The sequence below is a fragment of the Bacillus sp. mrc49 genome (assembly GCF_002803435.1).
Window position 1 is genome coordinate 1 of record NZ_PHNG01000792.1, and the last position, 17620, is coordinate 17620.

A 17620-nucleotide genomic window follows, 5' to 3' on the forward strand; every position below is an offset into this window, starting at 1 on the left:
TGTTTGCGGAGGGAGTCAATCTTTATATCGATGAGCTCAAGGAGAATGGAAAATGGCCGGTCGAGTTCACTTTACTTGGATATAAGCCGGAGCGGTGGACAGCCGTCGATTCGCTGACGATCGGGAAATATATGGCCTTTGATTTAGGCGGAAACTGGGAGGACCAGGCGTTCAGGCAGTATTTGCTGCAAACGTTCCCGAAGGAAAAGGCGTATGATTTATTTCCGGATTATCCAAAGAGTGCTCCTTATATCATCAGTAAGGAGGAGCTGGATATTGAAAGAAGTTTCGCAGCGGCCGTCATTCCGTATGAATTCAACGGCAGCAATAATTGGGTCGTTTCGGGCAGTAAAACCGATTCGGGGAAACCTTTATTGGCGGATGATCCACATCTTGGGCTGGCCACACCGTCCGTTTGGTATCAAATGCATTTGGAAGCCCCGACAGTCAATGTGAGCGGCGTGATTTTTGCCGGAATTCCGGGGATCATCCTCGGCCATAATGAAAAGGTCGCATGGGGAGTGACCAATACGGGACCGGATGTCCAGGATTTATTCATTGAGAAGAGAAATCCGGAGAACGAGAAGGAATTCGCTTTCAAGGATAAATGGGAAAAAGCTGAAATCGTGGACGAGCCAATCAAGGTGAAGGATGGGAAAACCCTGGATTATAAGGTGACCGTTACCCGTCATGGACCGGTCATCTCCGAGTTTGCCGGCAAAAGCGGCAAAGATACGGTCCTTGCCTTAAGGTGGACGGCACTTGATCCATCTGCGGAGCTTGAAGCGGTATTGAATATGAATAAAGCGGAAAACTGGAACGATTTCGAAAAGGCTCTCTTGAAATTCGAAACGCCGGCGCAGAATTTCGTCTTTGCGTCCACCGATGGGACCATTGCCTATAAGGCGAACGGGAAAATCCCGATCCGGAAAAAGGGCGATAGCATGCTTCCTGTTCCTGGCTGGACGGATGAATATGAGTGGAAGGGCTACATCCCGTTTGATGAACTTCCTAAAACGATCAATCCAAAGGAAGGCTTCATATCGACAGCGAACAATAAAGTCATCTCGGATGATTACCCTTACCACATCAGCAATAACTGGGCCCAGCCATACCGTCAAATGAGGATACAGGAATTTTTGAAGGCCAATAAAAAGCTGACGGCCGAAGACATGCAAACGCTGCAGATGGATCAGGTTAATCTTCAAGCCAAGGAATTTGCCCCTCAGTTCCTGGAGGTATTGAAGGGTTCATCGGGCAAGGAGGAAGAAGAGGCACTAAGGATTTTAAAGAAGTGGAATCATATTGATTCCGCGGATGAAGCGGCACCGATGATTTTTAATGTTTGGATGCGGAAAATAGGGGATGTTCTGCTTAAAGAAGAAATACCGGAGGAAACCCTCAACCTTTTTAATGGAAGGCGTTCTGCCATTGATGAACTGCTGCGCCGGGCTCTGGACGGTAAGCCGGGTCCGTGGATCGAAGAGGGCGGCGGATTGGAGCAGGTGCTTGCCAAGTCGCTGCAGCAGACGTTAAAGGAATTGGAAGAAACACAGGGGAACGATATAGCTGATTGGGAATGGGGGGACTACCATCAGGTAAGGTTCAACCATCCACTATCGAGCGTCACGCCGTTAAATTATTTGTTTAACAGCGACGGCGGTGTACCGGTAGGCGGCAGCAGCGTCACTGTGCAGGCAGCGGCATTTTTGGAGGACGGTACCGTCAATCATGGCGGATCCTGGAGATTCGTCATGGATCTATCCGACATGAGCAAGGCCTATCACCTCGTTGGACCTGGCCAATCAGGTAACGTCAAAAGCGAATGGTACCACGATCAGCTTGACGATTGGGCAGATGGGACGTATCACCAAACGGTAATGAATGATCCAAAAGGTGATAAGCTGACCTTGAAGCCAGCTTATTGATTAAAAAAGCACCAAGTCCGGCATGATCCGGACTTGGTGCTTTTTCATTGTTTTTGCTTAGTCAAAAATTCGGCAAGGAACTCCTCGAAATTGGGTGCTTCGATGGCGGCGATCTTTTCATATGATTCAATGATTTTGAGCTTGATCTCTTGCTCGAGGTCGCTCCGGTCTTGATAGTTTGTGTTTTTTAATGATTTTTTTATTTTTGGATTCAAAGAATTGATTAAGTTCATCAGCTCTTCTTTAGAAAGTTTACTATCCACAATGGCTTTTCTCCTTTCTATCATATACCTCATCCATATAGTGCTTTCGGAGCTTTTTGAGTGCTTGTTTGCGGATGCTGGAAATATTCTGGGGTGACTCATGGAAATAGGCAGCAATCTCTTTATTGGATAGTCCATAAGAAAAGATCATGGTCAGTACCAGGTTTTGTTTGGCCGTTAACTTCTGCAAGGCCTTTATCATCTCTTCATCACTGATATGTGAGGAGAGATCATTCGTTTCCCCCATTTTTTCAAGCTGACCGTCATAATTGCCGATTCGATCGATCATTCTCACGGCATCGCTCGGTGCCGCATCAAGTACCATTCGATAGCGTTCCCGCTGCTTGCGTACCCTTTTATCAAAATCAACGGAGAAAAAATAAATCAAGGAGCACATGTATTTATATACCTTAGCCCGGTAATAGAAAATTTGGAAAGTCTCGTTGAGATGACATATGTTGTGAGAAGAAGGGGAGTCAAGAGTCTCGGTGAGAATCTTCATATGCTCTGGGTTTTGTAAAAATACGTGAATGATCGGTTGTTCAAAGAAAGATGAGTACTGTTGCTGTAAGAATTCTAATGAATGAGAAAAAAAATGAGAAGTTGATGGGTTCATTGTTATCCCTCCTTTAATTATTAAAGTGATAGACAAGGGGAATAAATCAATTATATACGAACATTTGTTCTTTTTTCCATGAATCAATAGTGCTAGATTGATTTTTTTAAACAAGTTTCACTTTAGATATCAGATACATGAAATGGGGTGAAGAGGATGATGATTGAGGATGCTACTGTGTGGGTGTCATTAGTTAGCGAATTTGGCTATCCATTCGTCGTTTCTATGTTTTTGCTCTTCCGCTTCGGTAAACAATTAAAAGAACTGACAACGGACGTAGAGAACTTAAAAAAGTCCGCTCATAAAACGAAACGATAACCTCAGGACGTCATGTGCTAGGTGGTAAAACCGAGTTTCGGGTTCTTGTGAAAGGGAATCCGGAATTCGGGTATAAAGAAATAGGTCTAATGTGTCTCAATATCCCTCCTTATATAGTCAAATAAAAAAACTCAAGCCATTATTTGGAATATAACATAAAATAGGTAAAAAATAATCCTCAAATGGAATCATTTTACTACAATAATTCATCCGTCCATGGAATTAGATGTGAAATCCTCCTCTTGTACGATTTTAGTTTTATGAATTAAAGTGAAAATACTTTTAAAAAAACAACATTTTCAAAAAACTTACAAAAACTTTGCGGCATCCCAGAAAGGGGTGCTGTTTTTCTTATTTTTTGTAATAAACTGATAGTATGGAAAAGGGGTGACAATTTTGAAAGAAAAGCAGCTGGAAGATATTCGAATTCTCCAAGAAGAATGTGAAAGGGGTAAGTTCACATTAAAGCTGAACTGGGAAACTCTTCGCAGTCGTAATGGTCTTCATCAAAATGATTTTTTTCATTATGTTGGCTCGAACCTGGTAGGTTTTCTTGGCCTTTATGATTTTGGGAACAAGATCGAGATGTGCGGGATGGTGCATCCGGATTTCCGGAGGCAGGGAATCTTCACAAATATGATGGAAGAGGCCATAGGAAGCGCAATGAAGCGGGAAAATAAGTTGATCATTTTAAATTCACCAGCCCAATCACCTTCCGGAAAAGGTTTTTTGACACAGGTGCCATGCCAGCTTGCTTTTTCCGAGTATCAAATGAAATGGTCTCAAATGGAGCTGGGTGAATATGAAGATGTCGTTATTCGCCCTTCCCGGAGAAACGATGAAGAAACGGAAATACTGCTGGATATCCACTGCTTTCATTTTACGGAAAAAGAGGCACGGGATTATTATCAGCGCATTCTCTACGAGGATACGCTGAAAACGATGATGATTGAAAAGGATGGTCGGACGGTCGGTAAGATCCGTGTTGATCACTCAGGCGGTGAAGCGTGGATTTATGGATTCTCCATCCTTCCGGAATATCAGGGAAGGGGACTTGGCAGAAAGGTATTGAAAAAGCTTGTGGCCGAACAATCCCAGCTCGGATATGATATTTTTCTCGAGGTCGAGGCAACGAATGATCATGCGTTGAAACTCTATGAATCTTGCGGATTCAAGACGATTCAACGCCAGGATTATTACCGATACGAAGGGCTGAAATGAGTGAGGGGGAGTGGAATGCTGACATTATTCACGTATAACTGGCAGGTGCGAAATGAGTGGATCGATTGGTGTCGGCCCTTGGCGAATGAGGAACTTAACCGGCAGCGAACGGGGGGGATGGGCACCATTTTACGGACGCTGGCCCATATTATCGATGTCGAATGCAGCTGGATCCGGGCTATACAGGGGAAGGTGGATGTCGAAATAAACCTGGACGCTTATGTTACCATCGAGAAAGTGGAGGAATTATCCAAGCGTTACCACCATGAAGTGATAGGTTATTTGAATTCTCCTTCATTCGATGATGGGCATGAAATGATTGAACCAGCTTGGATGGGCGGCCGGCTATATGATAAGAACAGAATATTGAACCATCTGATAGCGCATGAAATCCACCATATCGGCCAGTTGTCCATCTGGTCGAGGGAGCTGGGGATCGAGCCGGTAGCCGCAAGCTTGATCGAGCGGGATTTGCAGGTTCATTGAGTGTCAGGCTGCAGGAGTAATTTTCCTGCGGTTTTTTTTTTGAGGTTGCAAGACTCGAATGGCAATCTGGTCAGATTATGCCTGAAAAGCCATTTATCACTTGGTTCGCCCATATCGAAGCGACTTTTTCCCCAAGTAATTGATGGGTGCCGGCAAAAATACCGGCAAAAGGTGCCAAAAATGTGAAAATAAATAGATAAATAGTACCAAATATCCAAAATTCTAAATATTACCGCAAAATGTGACGTTTTTTCGACAAAATCATGGTATATTATTCTAGCATTTTACAAAACTAGAAGGGTTGTGAAGTATGTCGTTCAAGATTCAAGTTAAAAAAATGCTCGCCCCTATGCTTGCTGTAAGTTTGATTACGGCTCCATTTGCCGTGCCGGGGGAGACATCGGCCAAAGAGGCTTCCAAAAAGCCGGCGGCCAAACCATTCGTCATATCGGCACCTGCCGTTAGTTACGCAAAAGGGACCAAGGCGAGTGTAACCGTCACCCCGAAAAAAGGCAACAAAGGAAATGAAAGCGTTGTCTTCCAGCTGATGCATGGGACGAAGGTCATTTCACAAGCAGCCATTGAGACGGATATTAAATCGGCCCAAAAATTCTCTGCCTACTTCAACTCGTACCAATCGGGTGATTGGGTCAAGGTATCGGTGGTTTCCAAGTATAACGGCAATACGAGCAACTTCGGAAACAGTCTGGCGACCTCCGTTTCAGATGCACCATTCGAATTGAGGATCATGGAAACGACCGATATACACACGAACCTGATGGGCTATGATTATTACAAAGATGCCGCATCGGAATCGGTCGGCTTTGCCCGCACGGCGACCTTGATCAAGCAAGCACGAAAAGAAGTGAAAAATAGTGTGTTGGTGGATAATGGCGACCTTATTCAAGGCACGCCGCTAGGTACGTACAAAGCGAAGATAGCACCACTGAAAAAGGGCGAGGTCCACCCTGTTTATAAAGCGATGAACCTGCTTGATTATGATATGGCCACATTCGGCAATCACGAATTCAATTATGGTTTATCTTATTTGGACGAAGCCATTAACGATGCAAACTTCCCTTATGTCAATGCGAATATCTATAAAAAAGATAAAGACAAAGATCCGAAAAATGATAAAAATAAATATACACCTTATAAAATCGTCACCAAGAAGGTAAAGGATATCAATGGGAATGAAAAAGCGGTAAAGATAGGCTATATCGGATTCGCTCCGCCGCAAATCATGGATTGGGATAAGGCGAATCTTGAAGGCAAGGTCATTACGAAAGAAATCATCGCGACTGCGAACAAGTATATTCCTGAAATGAAGAAAAAGGGTGCGGATGTGATCGTGGCGCTTACACACTCCGGATTCAATGGCGACACCAAGAATACCGAGGATGTCATCTATTCATTAAGCAAGGTATCCGGTATCGATGCAATCACGTTCTCCCATACTCATAAAGTCTTTCCGGCACAAGATGAAGCGTCGTTAGACAGTCTATTTAAGGATGGCCAAGGCAAGGTCCTCAAAGGTGTCGATAATAAAAAAGGGACCATAAATGGGGTGCCGGCCGTTCAAGCGGGGTATGGCGGCAGTAATCTGGGCATCATCGACCTTGATATCCAGAATATCAAAGGAAAATGGAAAGTCGTTCATTCCGATTCATCAACACGCGCGATCAACGACAAAGTGACAGGAAAAAAAGCGGCTGAAGATCCGGCTGTCGTCAAAGCGGTCAAAAAAGATCATGAAGGTACGATCAAGTATGTCAATACACCGATTGGAACGACTACAGCACCGATCCATAGCTACTTCGCCCTTGTACAGGATGACCCTTCCGTACAAGTCGTGACAAGCGCCCAAAAATGGTATGTAGAGAAATACATCAAAAACAACCGTCCAGAATACAAAGACCTTCCAATCCTCTCTGTAGGGGCTCCTTTCAAAGCGGGACGCAATGGAGTCGAGGAATTCACGGAAATCAAACAAGGCGGTCTGACCATTCGCAGCGCCGGCGACTTATATTTATATGACAATACGTTAAAGGCTATCAAAATCAAAGGTTCCGTCGTTAAGGAATGGCTTGAGATGTCGGCAGGGAAATATAATACGATCGATCCTGCCAAAACCGAGGAGCAGGAATTGCTCAATGGAAAGTTTGCAGTCTATAATTTTGACGTCATCGACGGGGTAACCTATCAAATCGATGTCACCAAGGCTCCGCGCTATGATGAAAAAGGAACGAAGGTGTCGGATTCAAGCAGGATTGCCGAGTTGAAATATAACGGTGAACCAATCGATCCAAACCAGGATTTCATCGTCGTGACGAATAACTACCGCGCTTCAGGCGGGGGGAACTTCCCAGGAGTGAAGGGAAGCGAGTATGTAGTCGATTCTGCGGATGAAAATCGCCAAATCTTGATGGATTACATCACACAAGAGGGTGAAATCAATCCAACCGCTGATAATAACTGGTCGATTGCCCCGATTTCCGCCAAGGTGAATGTGACTTTCCCATCATCGCCAAAGGGTGCGGATTATTTAAATGAAAACAGCTCGATCTCTTATACAGGGAAAAAGGACGATAAAGGCTTCGGCATTTACAAGTTCAATCTAGGAAAAGAAAATGTCAAAGTGCAATTGCTCGGTATTAATGATTTTCACGGCCAGCTCGATACGACCTCCGATTTTGGCGGCATCAAGCAAGGGCGTGCGGATTATTTGGCAGCGCATCTGAAGCAGCGTAAAGCGGAAAACCCTGCGAATACTCTTTTACTATCGGCAGGCGATGCAGTCGGGGCAAGTTCCCCGGTATCTTCTTTGGTCCAGGATAAACCGACGCTTCAATTTTTGAATGATATGAAATTCGATGTCGGCACCGTCGGGAATCATGAGTTCGATAAAGGGGTGGAAACCTTGATGGCCCAGATCAATGGCGGCAAGTCACCTACCTCCGATGTCGTGTTTGATAAATTGGATTTTCCATATGTGGTTGCCAATGTTGTATATAAAGATACAAAAAAGCCTATTTTGGACCCTTATGTCATAAAAAAGGTCGGCGGAGTTGATATTGGCTTCATCGGAGTGGTCACGAATGCGACACCTCAGAAAGTCAGCCCCGATGGCATTAAGAATGTGGAGTTCATCGAACAGGCACCTGCCGTGAATAAGGCGGTTGCTGAATTGAAGGATAAAGGCGTCAAATCGATCGTCATCATCTCGCATGACCCAGGCACTGAAAAAGACGGAGTCATCACAGGTGAAGTGGCTGATCTAGCTAAAGCCGTTGATGATGAAGTCGATGTGATCTTAGCCGGCGATAACCATGCCAAGGTCAACAACTATGTCGATAATAAATTGATTGTCCAAGCATATTCCTATGGGACGGCTTTCGAAGATGTCGATTTGGAAATCGATCCAGCAACAAAGGATATTGTCAAAAAGTCCGCTGAAATCGTGACCGTCACACAAGATGGCATCACGGCTGATGCAGGGACGACAAAATTCATCAATGATTATTTGGATATGTTCCCCGAGCTGAAAGCACCGCTTGGGACAACGGAAGAGAAGATCTTAAGAACCAATGCCTACACAGAGGAAACGGCACTTGGAAATTTAATCGCCGATTCAATGAAGGCCGATTTGAATTCCGATTTCGCTTTCATGAATCCAGGCGGAATTCGTGCGGACATTCCGAAGGGTGAAGTCACTTTTTCTGATTTAGCGAAAATCCAGCCGTTCGGCAATGTCTTGGTCAAGCTTGAGCTTACAGGATCTGAAGTGAAAACGTTGCTTCAACAGCAATGGATCGTGGAAGGAGCTCCGAAAACGCTGCAAATTTCAGGATTGAGCTATACAGCTGACTTCAGTAAGCCGGTCACGGAGCGTGTCACTTCATTGAAGAAGGCGGACGGGACACCGATCAAGGATGACGAAACCTACACGGTGACCGTCAATGATTTCATGGCAAGCGGCGGCGATAACTATACCGTCCTGAAAGGAAAAGAACGTGTATTTGGACACGCTGATCTAGAAGCCTTCGTTAACTATGTGAAAGAAACGTTCAAAGGCGGAAAGATCAAAGCGGAGGTCGAGCACAGAATTACGAATATCAATAAGTAATGAAGAAAAAAGGGGAGCGTTCCGGCATGTGTTGGACGCCCTCCTTTTTGTGTTGGGAAAGCTCGATCGTCACCGTTTGGATGGGAGGATTTTTGCAGCGCGGCATTCAAAAAAAACTGAGTGTAACTTTTTTCCAAAATACTCGTCGGTACTAGTAAGAATAGGAGGAATGACGATGAACCGGAAAAAAATGATGCTTATATTCAGCTTGTTCCTTTTGCTTGCGGCATGCAGCAACAATGAAGGTGATAATTCAGTGTCCGAATCGGGAGATGATAAGGCGAGCAGTAAAATGGACGCTTCCTTTTCCGGCGATAAGGAGCCGAAAGAAGAAGTGGCGAAACAAGAAGATATCACGGCCGAGAGGAAGGTCATCCATCAAGCCCAGCTTGAATTGAAGGTAAAGAACCTGGAAAAGGTACAGCAGAGGATAGAGGAGATGGCGGAGGAATATGGAGGCTATGTCGTCGAGTCCAATGTGTACCGGGAAAATGAAGAAAAGATGGAGGGAACGATAACGGTACGAGTGCCGGAAGCCCGTTTTCAGGATTTTCTTGCCGTTAGCGAAGGGGAAGCTTCGAAAGTGGTCGGAAGAAATGTGACCGGCCAGGATGTAACGGAGCAATATGTGGATCTAAAAGCCAGACTGAAGTCAAAGAAGACTGTCGAGGAACGGCTGCTCGCCTTCATGCAGGAAGCCGAAAAGACGGAAGATCTACTGAAAATATCCACTGATCTTGCCGCGGTTCAAGAAGAAATAGAGCAGCTGACCGGGCAAATGAAGTATATGGAAAACCAAACCTCCTATTCAACGGTCACGATTACGCTCGCACAGAATGGGATCATTGTACCGGGCATTGATAAAGAGGAATTGAATACTTGGGAGCGAACGAAGAAACAGCTTGCAACGAGTGCTAACCTATTGCTTAAAGCCGGTTCAGGAATCATCGTGTTTATCTTCGGAAACTTGCCGATCCTCGTTATTTTAGGGATAGCGGGTCTGTTGGTCCACTGGGTGATGAGAAGAAGAAGGGAAAAATAAGCGCAAAAAAAGAGAGTGCCCAAACTTGATAGGGCACTCTCACTTCCTTTATCTTTTTCGTTTATGCAAGCCTGTCACATAATACAAGACTACCAACAGTATGATCCAAATCGGACCGACGATCAGGGCGATTCTTGTATCTGCCGAAAAGCCGAGTATAACCATTACGAATACCAAGAAAGCAAGCGTTAAATAAGAAGTGAATGGGAAAAGGGGCATCTTATAGGATAAGCCTTGTTTTTCCCCCGGACTCATTTTCCGCCTTGAGATGATTTGCGTGATAAGTATGGTTCCCCATGTCCAAAGTGCACCGAATGTAGCGACACTTGTAACGTAACTGAAAACTTTATCCGCTTCCATGTAATTCAGGTAGACACCGAAAAGAAGCACGACAGCCGAAACGATAATGGCCACGCCAGGAACGCCCGATTTTGTCGTACGCTCGAAGCTTTTAGGTGATTCACCTTGCTGCGCCAGGTTGAACAACATTCTCCCGGTACTGAAGATACCGCTGTTACAGGATGATAGGGCTGCAGTCAGAACGACGAACTGAATGATTCCTGCTGCACCCGGTATGCCGATTTTGTCGAACATCATCACGAATGGACTGTCTTTACCATTCATTTGATCCCATGGAGTGATCGATAGAATGACCGTAAGAGCCAGGACGTAAAAAAGTAAAATACGATAAAAGACCGTATCGATGGCTCTTTTTAAAGATTTTTCAGGATTTTTGACTTCACCGGCGGTTACACCGAGCATTTCAATTCCCAAGTACGCGAACATGACCATTTGGAAAGAGAGCATGACGCCGGAAATGCCATTAGGGAAAAATCCTCCGTGTTCCACAAGGTTGCCGAATCCAACCGCGATTCCGCCGTTCCCCAATCCGAAGATGATCATTCCAAAGCCAAGAACGATCATAAGGATGATCGTAACGATTTTAACGAGGGCGAACCAAAACTCCAATTCACCGTATGCCTTTACAGCAAGAAAGTTGATGGTCGTCATGATGGCTAGAGCGGCTAAAGCCCATGCCCACTGCGGGGTTCCAGGGAACCAGAATTGCATGTAAATCCCGACCGCCGTAATTTCAGCCATACAGGTGGCTATCCAAACGAACCAATAGTTCCAACCGGTGATATAGCCGGCAAGAGGTCCGACAAATTCGCTCGCATAGCGGCTAAAAGAGCCTGCGACTGGATTTTTTATCGCCATTTCTCCCAGTGCCCGCATGATAAGATAGATCATGAGGCCGCCAATGGCATATGAAATGATTATGGCAGGACCGGCCAATTTAATTGCTGATGCCGAGCCTAGAAATAGACCGACACCAATGGCTGCACCAAGAGACATTAATGCGATATGTCTTTCTTCCAATCCTCTGTGCAATTGAGATTCTTTGGAGTTTTGCATAGTTTTCCCCTTTTCTATGTTGGAGTTTCATCTTCCTATCTAGCATTTTATCACTAGTAGAGCCGCTTACATATTATTTATTGATTTTTCACATAATATTACAACTAAATAATATATTTTAATAGATAGATTGTAAAGAAAAAAATGAAAACGCTTACCATTAAAGGAATCTAGTTTATTTTTCGTCACGTAAATTTATTAATATCCAATTATATTGTTATTTAAACAAAGTTAAATTATGTTATTTTTCTAAAAATTTAGACTTCGGCAATCGAAAGGGCTGTCCCATTTTCAAGGAACAGCCCCTTTAAATGATTATTGCCAGATGGCGGAGGCCCATTCCGGATGATCGATGAATGGGTTTCGATTATGCTGATATTTATTGTAAATGACCTCATTTCTGTTCCGCTCGAAGGCATCCACTGGATCCTGTGCATTCCATTGCAGCAGGACAGACAATTTTCCATGATACGGGGCAGTGCCATTGTTGACTTGATTATTGAGTTCCAAATCTATTTCCCCATCATCCCCCTCATAACGGACCGCCATATAAAATAGCATTCTAGCAACGTCGCCCTTGACGCTATTACGCGGCTCCCATGAATCGGAGTCATAATAGTTCCCTTTCGCTTCCGAGTGTTCTGAACCTCCATTATCGAAGTCAAGGTTGTTTCTTGTACTGTTGACCGAAACATCAGCTGGGCGAAGATGATGTAAATCGGTGCCTGGTCCTAAAGTGGTCCCGAAGTTTCCATGTGATTTTGCCCAAACATGCTCACGATTCCAATCATTGACGCCAGATCCATTCACCGTCTTTCCTTGAGAACGGCCTGTATATAGAAGAATGACATTATTGGGATTATTCGGATCCTCATCGGTTTCCCGTAAAGCTCCCCATACATTATCGTAAGATATTTCATCATGGTCATCGATGATTTCATGAAGTGCACTCTTTAGCGCAGAACCTGTTTTTCCAATCGCAGCGTCATAGTATGAGCCAGCCCCTGGTGCCCCTGGAACTGAAGCGTCACTTGATTGTATCGCAGTTACATTCTTTATGCCTGGATGGCTGAAATATGCACCAAGTACACCGGTAATCGTTACTTTTTTCCCTTTTAAAGCAGGATTCGACTTTAATCCGAATTCAGGGCGAAAAGAGGCGGGGACCTGAATATACGCCATGTTGGCCATGTTTGTTTCCGAAGGGCTGTCAGCTAATGCCAAGGCATAATCGTTTGGATAGCCGCTCGTTATGACTACATTGGCAGAAGTGGGCTGACCCACCACATATCCAGAGACCGTCTTGATTGCGCCGTCTTGATTGGAAATGGCCTGGGCGACGGAATAAGGAGAGGACAAAGAGCCAGCTCCAGCCGCTGCGGATGATGAGGCGTCGGTGAGAACGGGAATAAAGAAAGCAAGCACGAATAAAAGGGATAGGATAAATCTTGGTTCATGTTTTCTGAACATGTTATTCCTCCATAAATCGATTCATGTTCATTTCCAGGGGAAATGGCATGTATATGTAAGATTATGGATGGATCCCGTTATTTCCTTCTGGTTTGTCAAAAATGAGAGAATACAGCTAGTGATGGCTGGCGGAATATAGGGGAATAGCCCGGGAAATATCGAAGCTTGTTAATGAAGGCGATCGGATGCGAAAAAACCGCCAGCAGCCTACTGACGGTTTTTTTTATTCTTTTTTATGAGCAGGCTTTGAATGAAACTCAATAATAACGATCCGATTAAAGCTCCCCAAAAGGAATGTATGTCAAAGCCACTGACTACGTAGGAAGTGATTTGGAATGTGAAGGCATTGATAATGAACGAAAACAATCCAAACGTCAGGATGGTGATCGGCAATGTAATCAGCTTTAATATGGGTCTGACCAGCAAGTTCATGATGGATAATATGAATACCGCCAGCAGGGCTGTACCGTAAGATTTGATCGTGATGGAGTCGAGAAGCCAGTCAATAACGAGCAATACTAACCCGTTGATAAGAAAACGCATGATTATATTCATGAAAAACTCCTCCTGAAGTCACTCTACTACAAGCCATTATACTAAAATTTCATGAATTCAGTTATATGTTTGCAGAATTGTCACAAAAAAAGAGAATCATCGTGCCGATTCCTTTGCCAAAAGCAAAAGACCCCATGATAGGAGTCTCCGTTTGCCAGCAAAAGGGGGTTTAATCCTCTTTCGCTTCACCATTATCAAGCTCACACTATACAGCTTCACTTCTACTTAGTTATTGGCAACGATCTTTTCGAATGTACTCAATTCCTCCGTATCCTTAAGCTTTGGGTTGGTACTTAAAGACAGCAGGGCACTTTCAATGAGAAAGATGCGCGGATCGGCGTTTTGTAGAAACTCCTCTTGGACAAAGTGGATTAATTTCAGGTTTTTTACACGTTCTGCTTCATCATCCAGACAAAGCTTGAAGATCATTTTCTTTAAGGCATTGGCAGAGTTCAGGAGTGCTGTATGAAAATCCTGCTGTGTATGGAACATTTCAGGCAGCCATTGCTTGATGACATCCGGTTCCAAAAGCTGTGCGTTGGCTCGGCTCACATCTTCGAAAATGGTTGTAATCCTATCCACACAATATCGGATGATTTCTGTAGGGTTGAAATCAGGCTCTTTAGCCATAGCGTTAAAATGGATCGTTTGGTGCATCATCCCTGAATAAAGGATGGCACAGTCCAGTATATATGGTTTTTTTTCGGCACCGAAAATTTCGAGAAACCGTCTTGAGAGCCAGTGTATATTTTGGAATTTAACATGTGTAATGAAGTTTTTTAGATCGGTGTCATTTGAAATCATGATCTCTTCATATAAAGTAAATAGTTTACTGCTTTTATTGGAGTGGATTTGCAATTCGGATTGCTTAATGAATATTTCAATATCTGCAAGATTTTGTCCAATAAGCAGTTCATTTCGCTCCTTTTCGAATTTTTCCTGTGCGGAAACGAAGACTGCCTTAAGCAATTCACTTTTAGAAGAAAAATAGTTATAAAATGTGCCTTTTGAAATGCGGCTATAATCTAAAATATCCTGAATGGATGTTGCTTGATACCCCTTTTCAATAAATAATTCGTGTGCATATTTAACTACAAGTTGTTTCCGCTCATTCATCTATATCACCCTTAGTCTTATTGGCTGGACATTTTAACGTAATAGTATCTCATTTTCCGAGCGAACACAAACCGGTATATCCCCGATATTCCTAGTAGATTAAGGGGTGCGGCTGCTTTGTCACATATAAAAGAGTGGAGTCCTAGTGAAAATGGCTGCGGTCCAATTATAAAACGAAAGTGGCCTTGGGACAGCCCCCGTGGTTGGCCATCCTGTTTCTCGATTACTATGCCATTGGAAGGAGATTGGATAAAATCGATTTTCATGGAGGAATATCAGAGATAAGGGGCGTATACCATTATTAGGATTTAATTTGAGAAACTGGATTGAAAACCTATGGAATGGAATGTTCAGATAAATAATCATCAGTATATTAATGAATTCATTATTATATTAAAATTATTATAAATAAGTATTGATTTTTTCTTGATAAGCTTTATCATTATATACATAAATAATAATGAAAAGGTGGTTCAATTATGACAAATAAGACAAACCTTACAACAAGCTGGGGCGCACCGGTCGGGGATAATCAAAACTCAATCACGGCTGGCCAACGCGGTCCTGTACTCATTCAAGACGTGCACTTATTGGAAAAACTGGCCCACTTCAATCGTGAGCGTGTGCCTGAACGTGTCGTTCATGCGAAAGGTGCCGGTGCATTCGGCACTTTCGAAGTGACGAACGACCTTTCTCAGTATACGAAAGCTAAGCTTTTCAATGGTGTTGGCAAGAAGACAGATTTATTTATCCGTTTCTCAACAGTGGCCGGTGAATTGGGATCCGCGGATACAGTACGTGATCCACGTGGATTCGCGGTTAAATTTTACACGGAAGAAGGAAACTACGATATCGTCGGCAATAATACGCCAGTATTCTTCATTCGCGATGCAATCAAATTCCCTGATTTCATCCATACACAAAAGCGAGATCCTAGAACACATTTGAAAAACCCTACAGCAGTTTGGGATTTTTGGTCACATTCGCCTGAATCTTTGCATCAAGTTACGATCTTGATGTCTGACAGGGGCATTCCGGCAACGCTTCGCCATACACATGGTTTCGGAAGCCATACATTCAAATGGGTGAATGATGAAGGAAAAGGCGTTTGGGTGAAATATCACTTCAAAACAGAACAGGGCATCAAGAACCTGGATGTTAATCTAGCTGCAAAACTAGCAGGAGAAAACCCTGATTATCATACGGAAGACCTTTTCAATGCCATCGAAAAAGGAGACTTCCCGGCATGGAAACTATATGTTCAAATCATGCCTTTGGAAGATGCGGACACATACCGTTTCGATCCATTCGATGTGACGAAGGTATGGTCGCAAAAAGATTATCCGTTAATTGAACTTGGCCGGATGGAATTGAACCGAAATCCGGAAAACTACTTTGCTGAAGTGGAGCAAGCCACGTTCTCACCGGGAACATTCGTGCCTGGAATTGAAGCCTCTCCGGATAAAATGCTTCAAGGTCGTCTATTTGCCTATGGAGATGCCCACCGTTACCGTGTTGGCGCGAATCACAACCAACTTCCGGTAAATCGTCCGAAGGTGGAAGCGAACAATTACCAGCGTGATGGATTCATGCGGGCAGATGACAATGGCAAGGGCTCGGTTTATTATGAGCCGAATAGCTTTGGCGGTCCTGTGGAATCAACGGAAAATAAAGTCGCTCCTTTTGATGTGACTGGGCAAGCTGCCCAAGTCGGCCATAATTCCGATGATCACTACACACAAGCGGGCGACTTATACCGGTTATTGAGTGCCGAAGAGAAAACCCGCCTCGTGGAAACGATCGTCGGCGCAATGAAGCCTGTCGAATTGGAAGAAATCAAGCTTCGTCAAATCGGCCACTTCTACAAAGCCGATCCAGAATACGGAACCCGCGTCGCCGAAGGTTTAGGCTTGGCGGTCCCGCAAGAAGCGTAATATTTAACCCGTTTAAGCAGGCATCCATTGGATGCCTGCTTTGTTTTTGCGAAGTCAGGATGGGCGGCATTGCTGGCTTTTGGTGCATTAGCCATAATTCATTAAAATGAGCATACACATATGGGTAAGGGGAGGTGCAATATGGACGTTTATGTGAGGCAGAATGACTCTATATGGTATTATAGCCAATTATTCAAGGTCAACTACCAACTGATCATTGATTCCAATAGGGGAATCGATCCACAGGGCCTCATGATAGGACAGCAAATCAAAATTCCCGGCTTCACGTCGACGGCATATAAGATTAAGCGGGGGGATTCATTATGGGCAATTGCCAAATCACGTAATCTTTCATTGGATGCCTTATTTGCGGTTAATCCTGACCTCAACCCGAATGCCCTGCAAGTCGGCCAGACGATTGATGTGCCAGTAAGGATTACGTGGAGGCTCACTCAAGGGAATCAGAACTATGACTATAAGACATTGCTTGCCGATATGGGTCGGCTGAAAAACATTTACCCTTTTATTCAAACATCTCCGATTGGCGACTCGGTGTTAAATAGGGATATCCCCGAAATCCTCATCGGGCAGGGGGATAAACGAATTCATTATAATGGTTCGTTTCATGCGAATGAATGGATTACGACCCCCGTGATCATGACCTTTTTAAATGATTATGTGTTGGCAATCACGAATCAAACGGATATCCGCGGCCTTTCCATGTTGCCCTATTATCAAAAGACACTTCTGTCGATTGTCCCGATGGTGAACCCCGATGGAGTGGAATTGGTGCAAAATGGCCCGCCGGCAGATGAGACATTGAGAGCGAGGCTCGTGGGATGGAATAGTGGCAGCGAGGACTTTTCCGGATGGAAGGCGAATATCAATGGCGTCGACCTCAACGATCAATTCCCCGCCAAATGGGAGCTGGAGCAGGCCCGCAACATGGTAAATGAACCAGGCCCGGCCAATTATTCGGGAACAGGGCCGCTTACACAGCCAGAAGCGATTGCGATGGCAAATCTAACGAGAAAGCGTGACTTTGCGAGAGTCCTCGCATTCCATACTCAAGGTGAGGTCATTTTTTGGGGGTTTGAAAATATGGAGCCGCCAGAGTCTGAAACGATAG

14 protein-coding genes are annotated in these 17620 nt (G+C 44.3%); 8 read left to right on the top strand and 6 right to left on the bottom strand.

The features are described from left to right. Positions 1 to 1928: penicillin acylase family protein (locus tag CVN76_RS25485; RefSeq protein ID WP_100533541.1), on the top strand; the 1928-nt coding region annotated here is incomplete at its 5' end. Between the two features lie 44 nt (positions 1929 to 1972). Here CVN76_RS25485 and CVN76_RS25490 read toward each other — a convergent pair. Together CVN76_RS25490 and CVN76_RS25495 are read right to left on the bottom strand one after the other, a co-directional pair. Next, positions 1973 to 2191, bottom strand: coding sequence for a hypothetical protein (locus tag CVN76_RS25490; RefSeq protein WP_061143908.1), 219 nt, complete (start codon positions 2189 to 2191; stop codon positions 1973 to 1975). Then, positions 2184 to 2807: a sigma-70 family RNA polymerase sigma factor gene (locus CVN76_RS25495; protein WP_061143909.1), complete on the bottom strand. Its 624-nt coding sequence runs from the start codon at positions 2805 to 2807 to the stop codon at positions 2184 to 2186. The genes CVN76_RS25490 and CVN76_RS25495 overlap by 8 nt, the downstream gene beginning before the upstream one ends. A 183-nt stretch (positions 2808 to 2990) precedes the next feature. Between CVN76_RS25495 and CVN76_RS25500 the strand changes: the two genes are divergently transcribed. The 5 genes from CVN76_RS25500 to CVN76_RS25520 all read left to right on the top strand — a co-directional run bounded on the left by CVN76_RS25500 (position 2991) and on the right by CVN76_RS25520 (position 10000). Then, positions 2991 to 3125, top strand: a complete 135-nt coding sequence (locus tag CVN76_RS25500; protein WP_232732473.1) for a YvrJ family protein — start codon at positions 2991 to 2993, stop codon at positions 3123 to 3125. Positions 3126 to 3512: 387 nt separating this feature from the next. Next, positions 3513 to 4346, top strand: a complete 834-nt coding sequence (locus CVN76_RS25505; RefSeq protein WP_232732474.1) for a GNAT family N-acetyltransferase — start codon at positions 3513 to 3515, stop codon at positions 4344 to 4346. Between the two features lie 15 nt (positions 4347 to 4361). Beyond that, positions 4362 to 4832: a DinB family protein gene (locus CVN76_RS25510; RefSeq protein ID WP_100533542.1), complete on the top strand. Its 471-nt coding sequence runs from the start codon at positions 4362 to 4364 to the stop codon at positions 4830 to 4832. 310 nt (positions 4833 to 5142) lie between these two features. Next, a complete protein-coding gene (locus CVN76_RS25515) occupies positions 5143 to 8958 on the top strand; it encodes a bifunctional 2',3'-cyclic-nucleotide 2'-phosphodiesterase/3'-nucleotidase (RefSeq protein ID WP_232732475.1) in 3816 nt (1271 codons plus the stop codon). Between the two features lie 175 nt (positions 8959 to 9133). Then, positions 9134 to 10000 (top strand): DUF4349 domain-containing protein, encoded by an 867-nt coding sequence (locus CVN76_RS25520; RefSeq protein WP_100533543.1) that lies wholly within the window; start codon positions 9134 to 9136, stop codon positions 9998 to 10000. 48 nt (positions 10001 to 10048) lie between these two features. Here the strand turns inward: CVN76_RS25520 and CVN76_RS25525 are convergent, their stop codons facing one another. The 4 genes from CVN76_RS25525 to CVN76_RS25540 all read right to left on the bottom strand — a co-directional run bounded on the left by CVN76_RS25525 (position 10049) and on the right by CVN76_RS25540 (position 14557). After that, entirely contained in the window at positions 10049 to 11416 is a 1368-nt protein-coding gene (locus tag CVN76_RS25525; protein ID WP_100533544.1) for an amino acid permease, read from the bottom strand. Positions 11417 to 11731: 315 nt separating this feature from the next. Further along, positions 11732 to 12886, bottom strand: coding sequence for an endonuclease (locus CVN76_RS25530; RefSeq protein WP_100533545.1), 1155 nt, complete (start codon positions 12884 to 12886; stop codon positions 11732 to 11734). Between the two features lie 207 nt (positions 12887 to 13093). Beyond that, complete coding sequence (locus CVN76_RS25535; protein WP_100530122.1) at positions 13094 to 13441, bottom strand: phage holin family protein; 348 nt, start codon at positions 13439 to 13441, stop codon at positions 13094 to 13096. 225 nt (positions 13442 to 13666) lie between these two features. Next, positions 13667 to 14557, bottom strand: coding sequence for a TetR/AcrR family transcriptional regulator (locus CVN76_RS25540; RefSeq protein WP_100533546.1), 891 nt, complete (start codon positions 14555 to 14557; stop codon positions 13667 to 13669). A gap of 479 nt (positions 14558 to 15036) precedes the next feature. Here CVN76_RS25540 and katA point away from each other — a divergent pair, with 479 nt between their 5' ends. Beyond that, complete coding sequence (gene katA / locus CVN76_RS25545) at positions 15037 to 16491, top strand: catalase KatA (protein WP_100533547.1); 1455 nt, start codon at positions 15037 to 15039, stop codon at positions 16489 to 16491. 141 nt (positions 16492 to 16632) lie between these two features. Beyond that, a partial coding sequence (locus CVN76_RS25550; protein ID WP_100533548.1) for a M14 family metallopeptidase occupies positions 16633 to 17620 on the top strand: 988 nt, incomplete at its 3' end.

What these genes read in the sequence shown, in the direction of transcription:
- CVN76_RS25495 (WP_061143909.1), bottom strand. Translation starts at nt 2,807, where the DNA reads ATGAACCCATCAACTTCTCATTTTTTTTCTCATTCATTAGAATTCTTA.
- CVN76_RS25510 (WP_100533542.1), top strand. Translation starts at nt 4,362, where the DNA reads ATGCTGACATTATTCACGTATAACTGGCAGGTGCGAAATGAGTGGATC.
- CVN76_RS25515 (WP_232732475.1), top strand. Translation starts at nt 5,143, where the DNA reads ATGTCGTTCAAGATTCAAGTTAAAAAAATGCTCGCCCCTATGCTTGCT.
- CVN76_RS25520 (WP_100533543.1), top strand. Translation starts at nt 9,134, where the DNA reads ATGAACCGGAAAAAAATGATGCTTATATTCAGCTTGTTCCTTTTGCTT.
- CVN76_RS25525 (WP_100533544.1), bottom strand. Translation starts at nt 11,416, where the DNA reads ATGCAAAACTCCAAAGAATCTCAATTGCACAGAGGATTGGAAGAAAGA.
- CVN76_RS25530 (WP_100533545.1), bottom strand. Translation starts at nt 12,886, where the DNA reads ATGTTCAGAAAACATGAACCAAGATTTATCCTATCCCTTTTATTCGTG.
- CVN76_RS25535 (WP_100530122.1), bottom strand. Translation starts at nt 13,441, where the DNA reads ATGAATATAATCATGCGTTTTCTTATCAACGGGTTAGTATTGCTCGTT.
- CVN76_RS25540 (WP_100533546.1), bottom strand. Translation starts at nt 14,557, where the DNA reads ATGAATGAGCGGAAACAACTTGTAGTTAAATATGCACACGAATTATTT.
- katA (WP_100533547.1), top strand. Translation starts at nt 15,037, where the DNA reads ATGACAAATAAGACAAACCTTACAACAAGCTGGGGCGCACCGGTCGGG.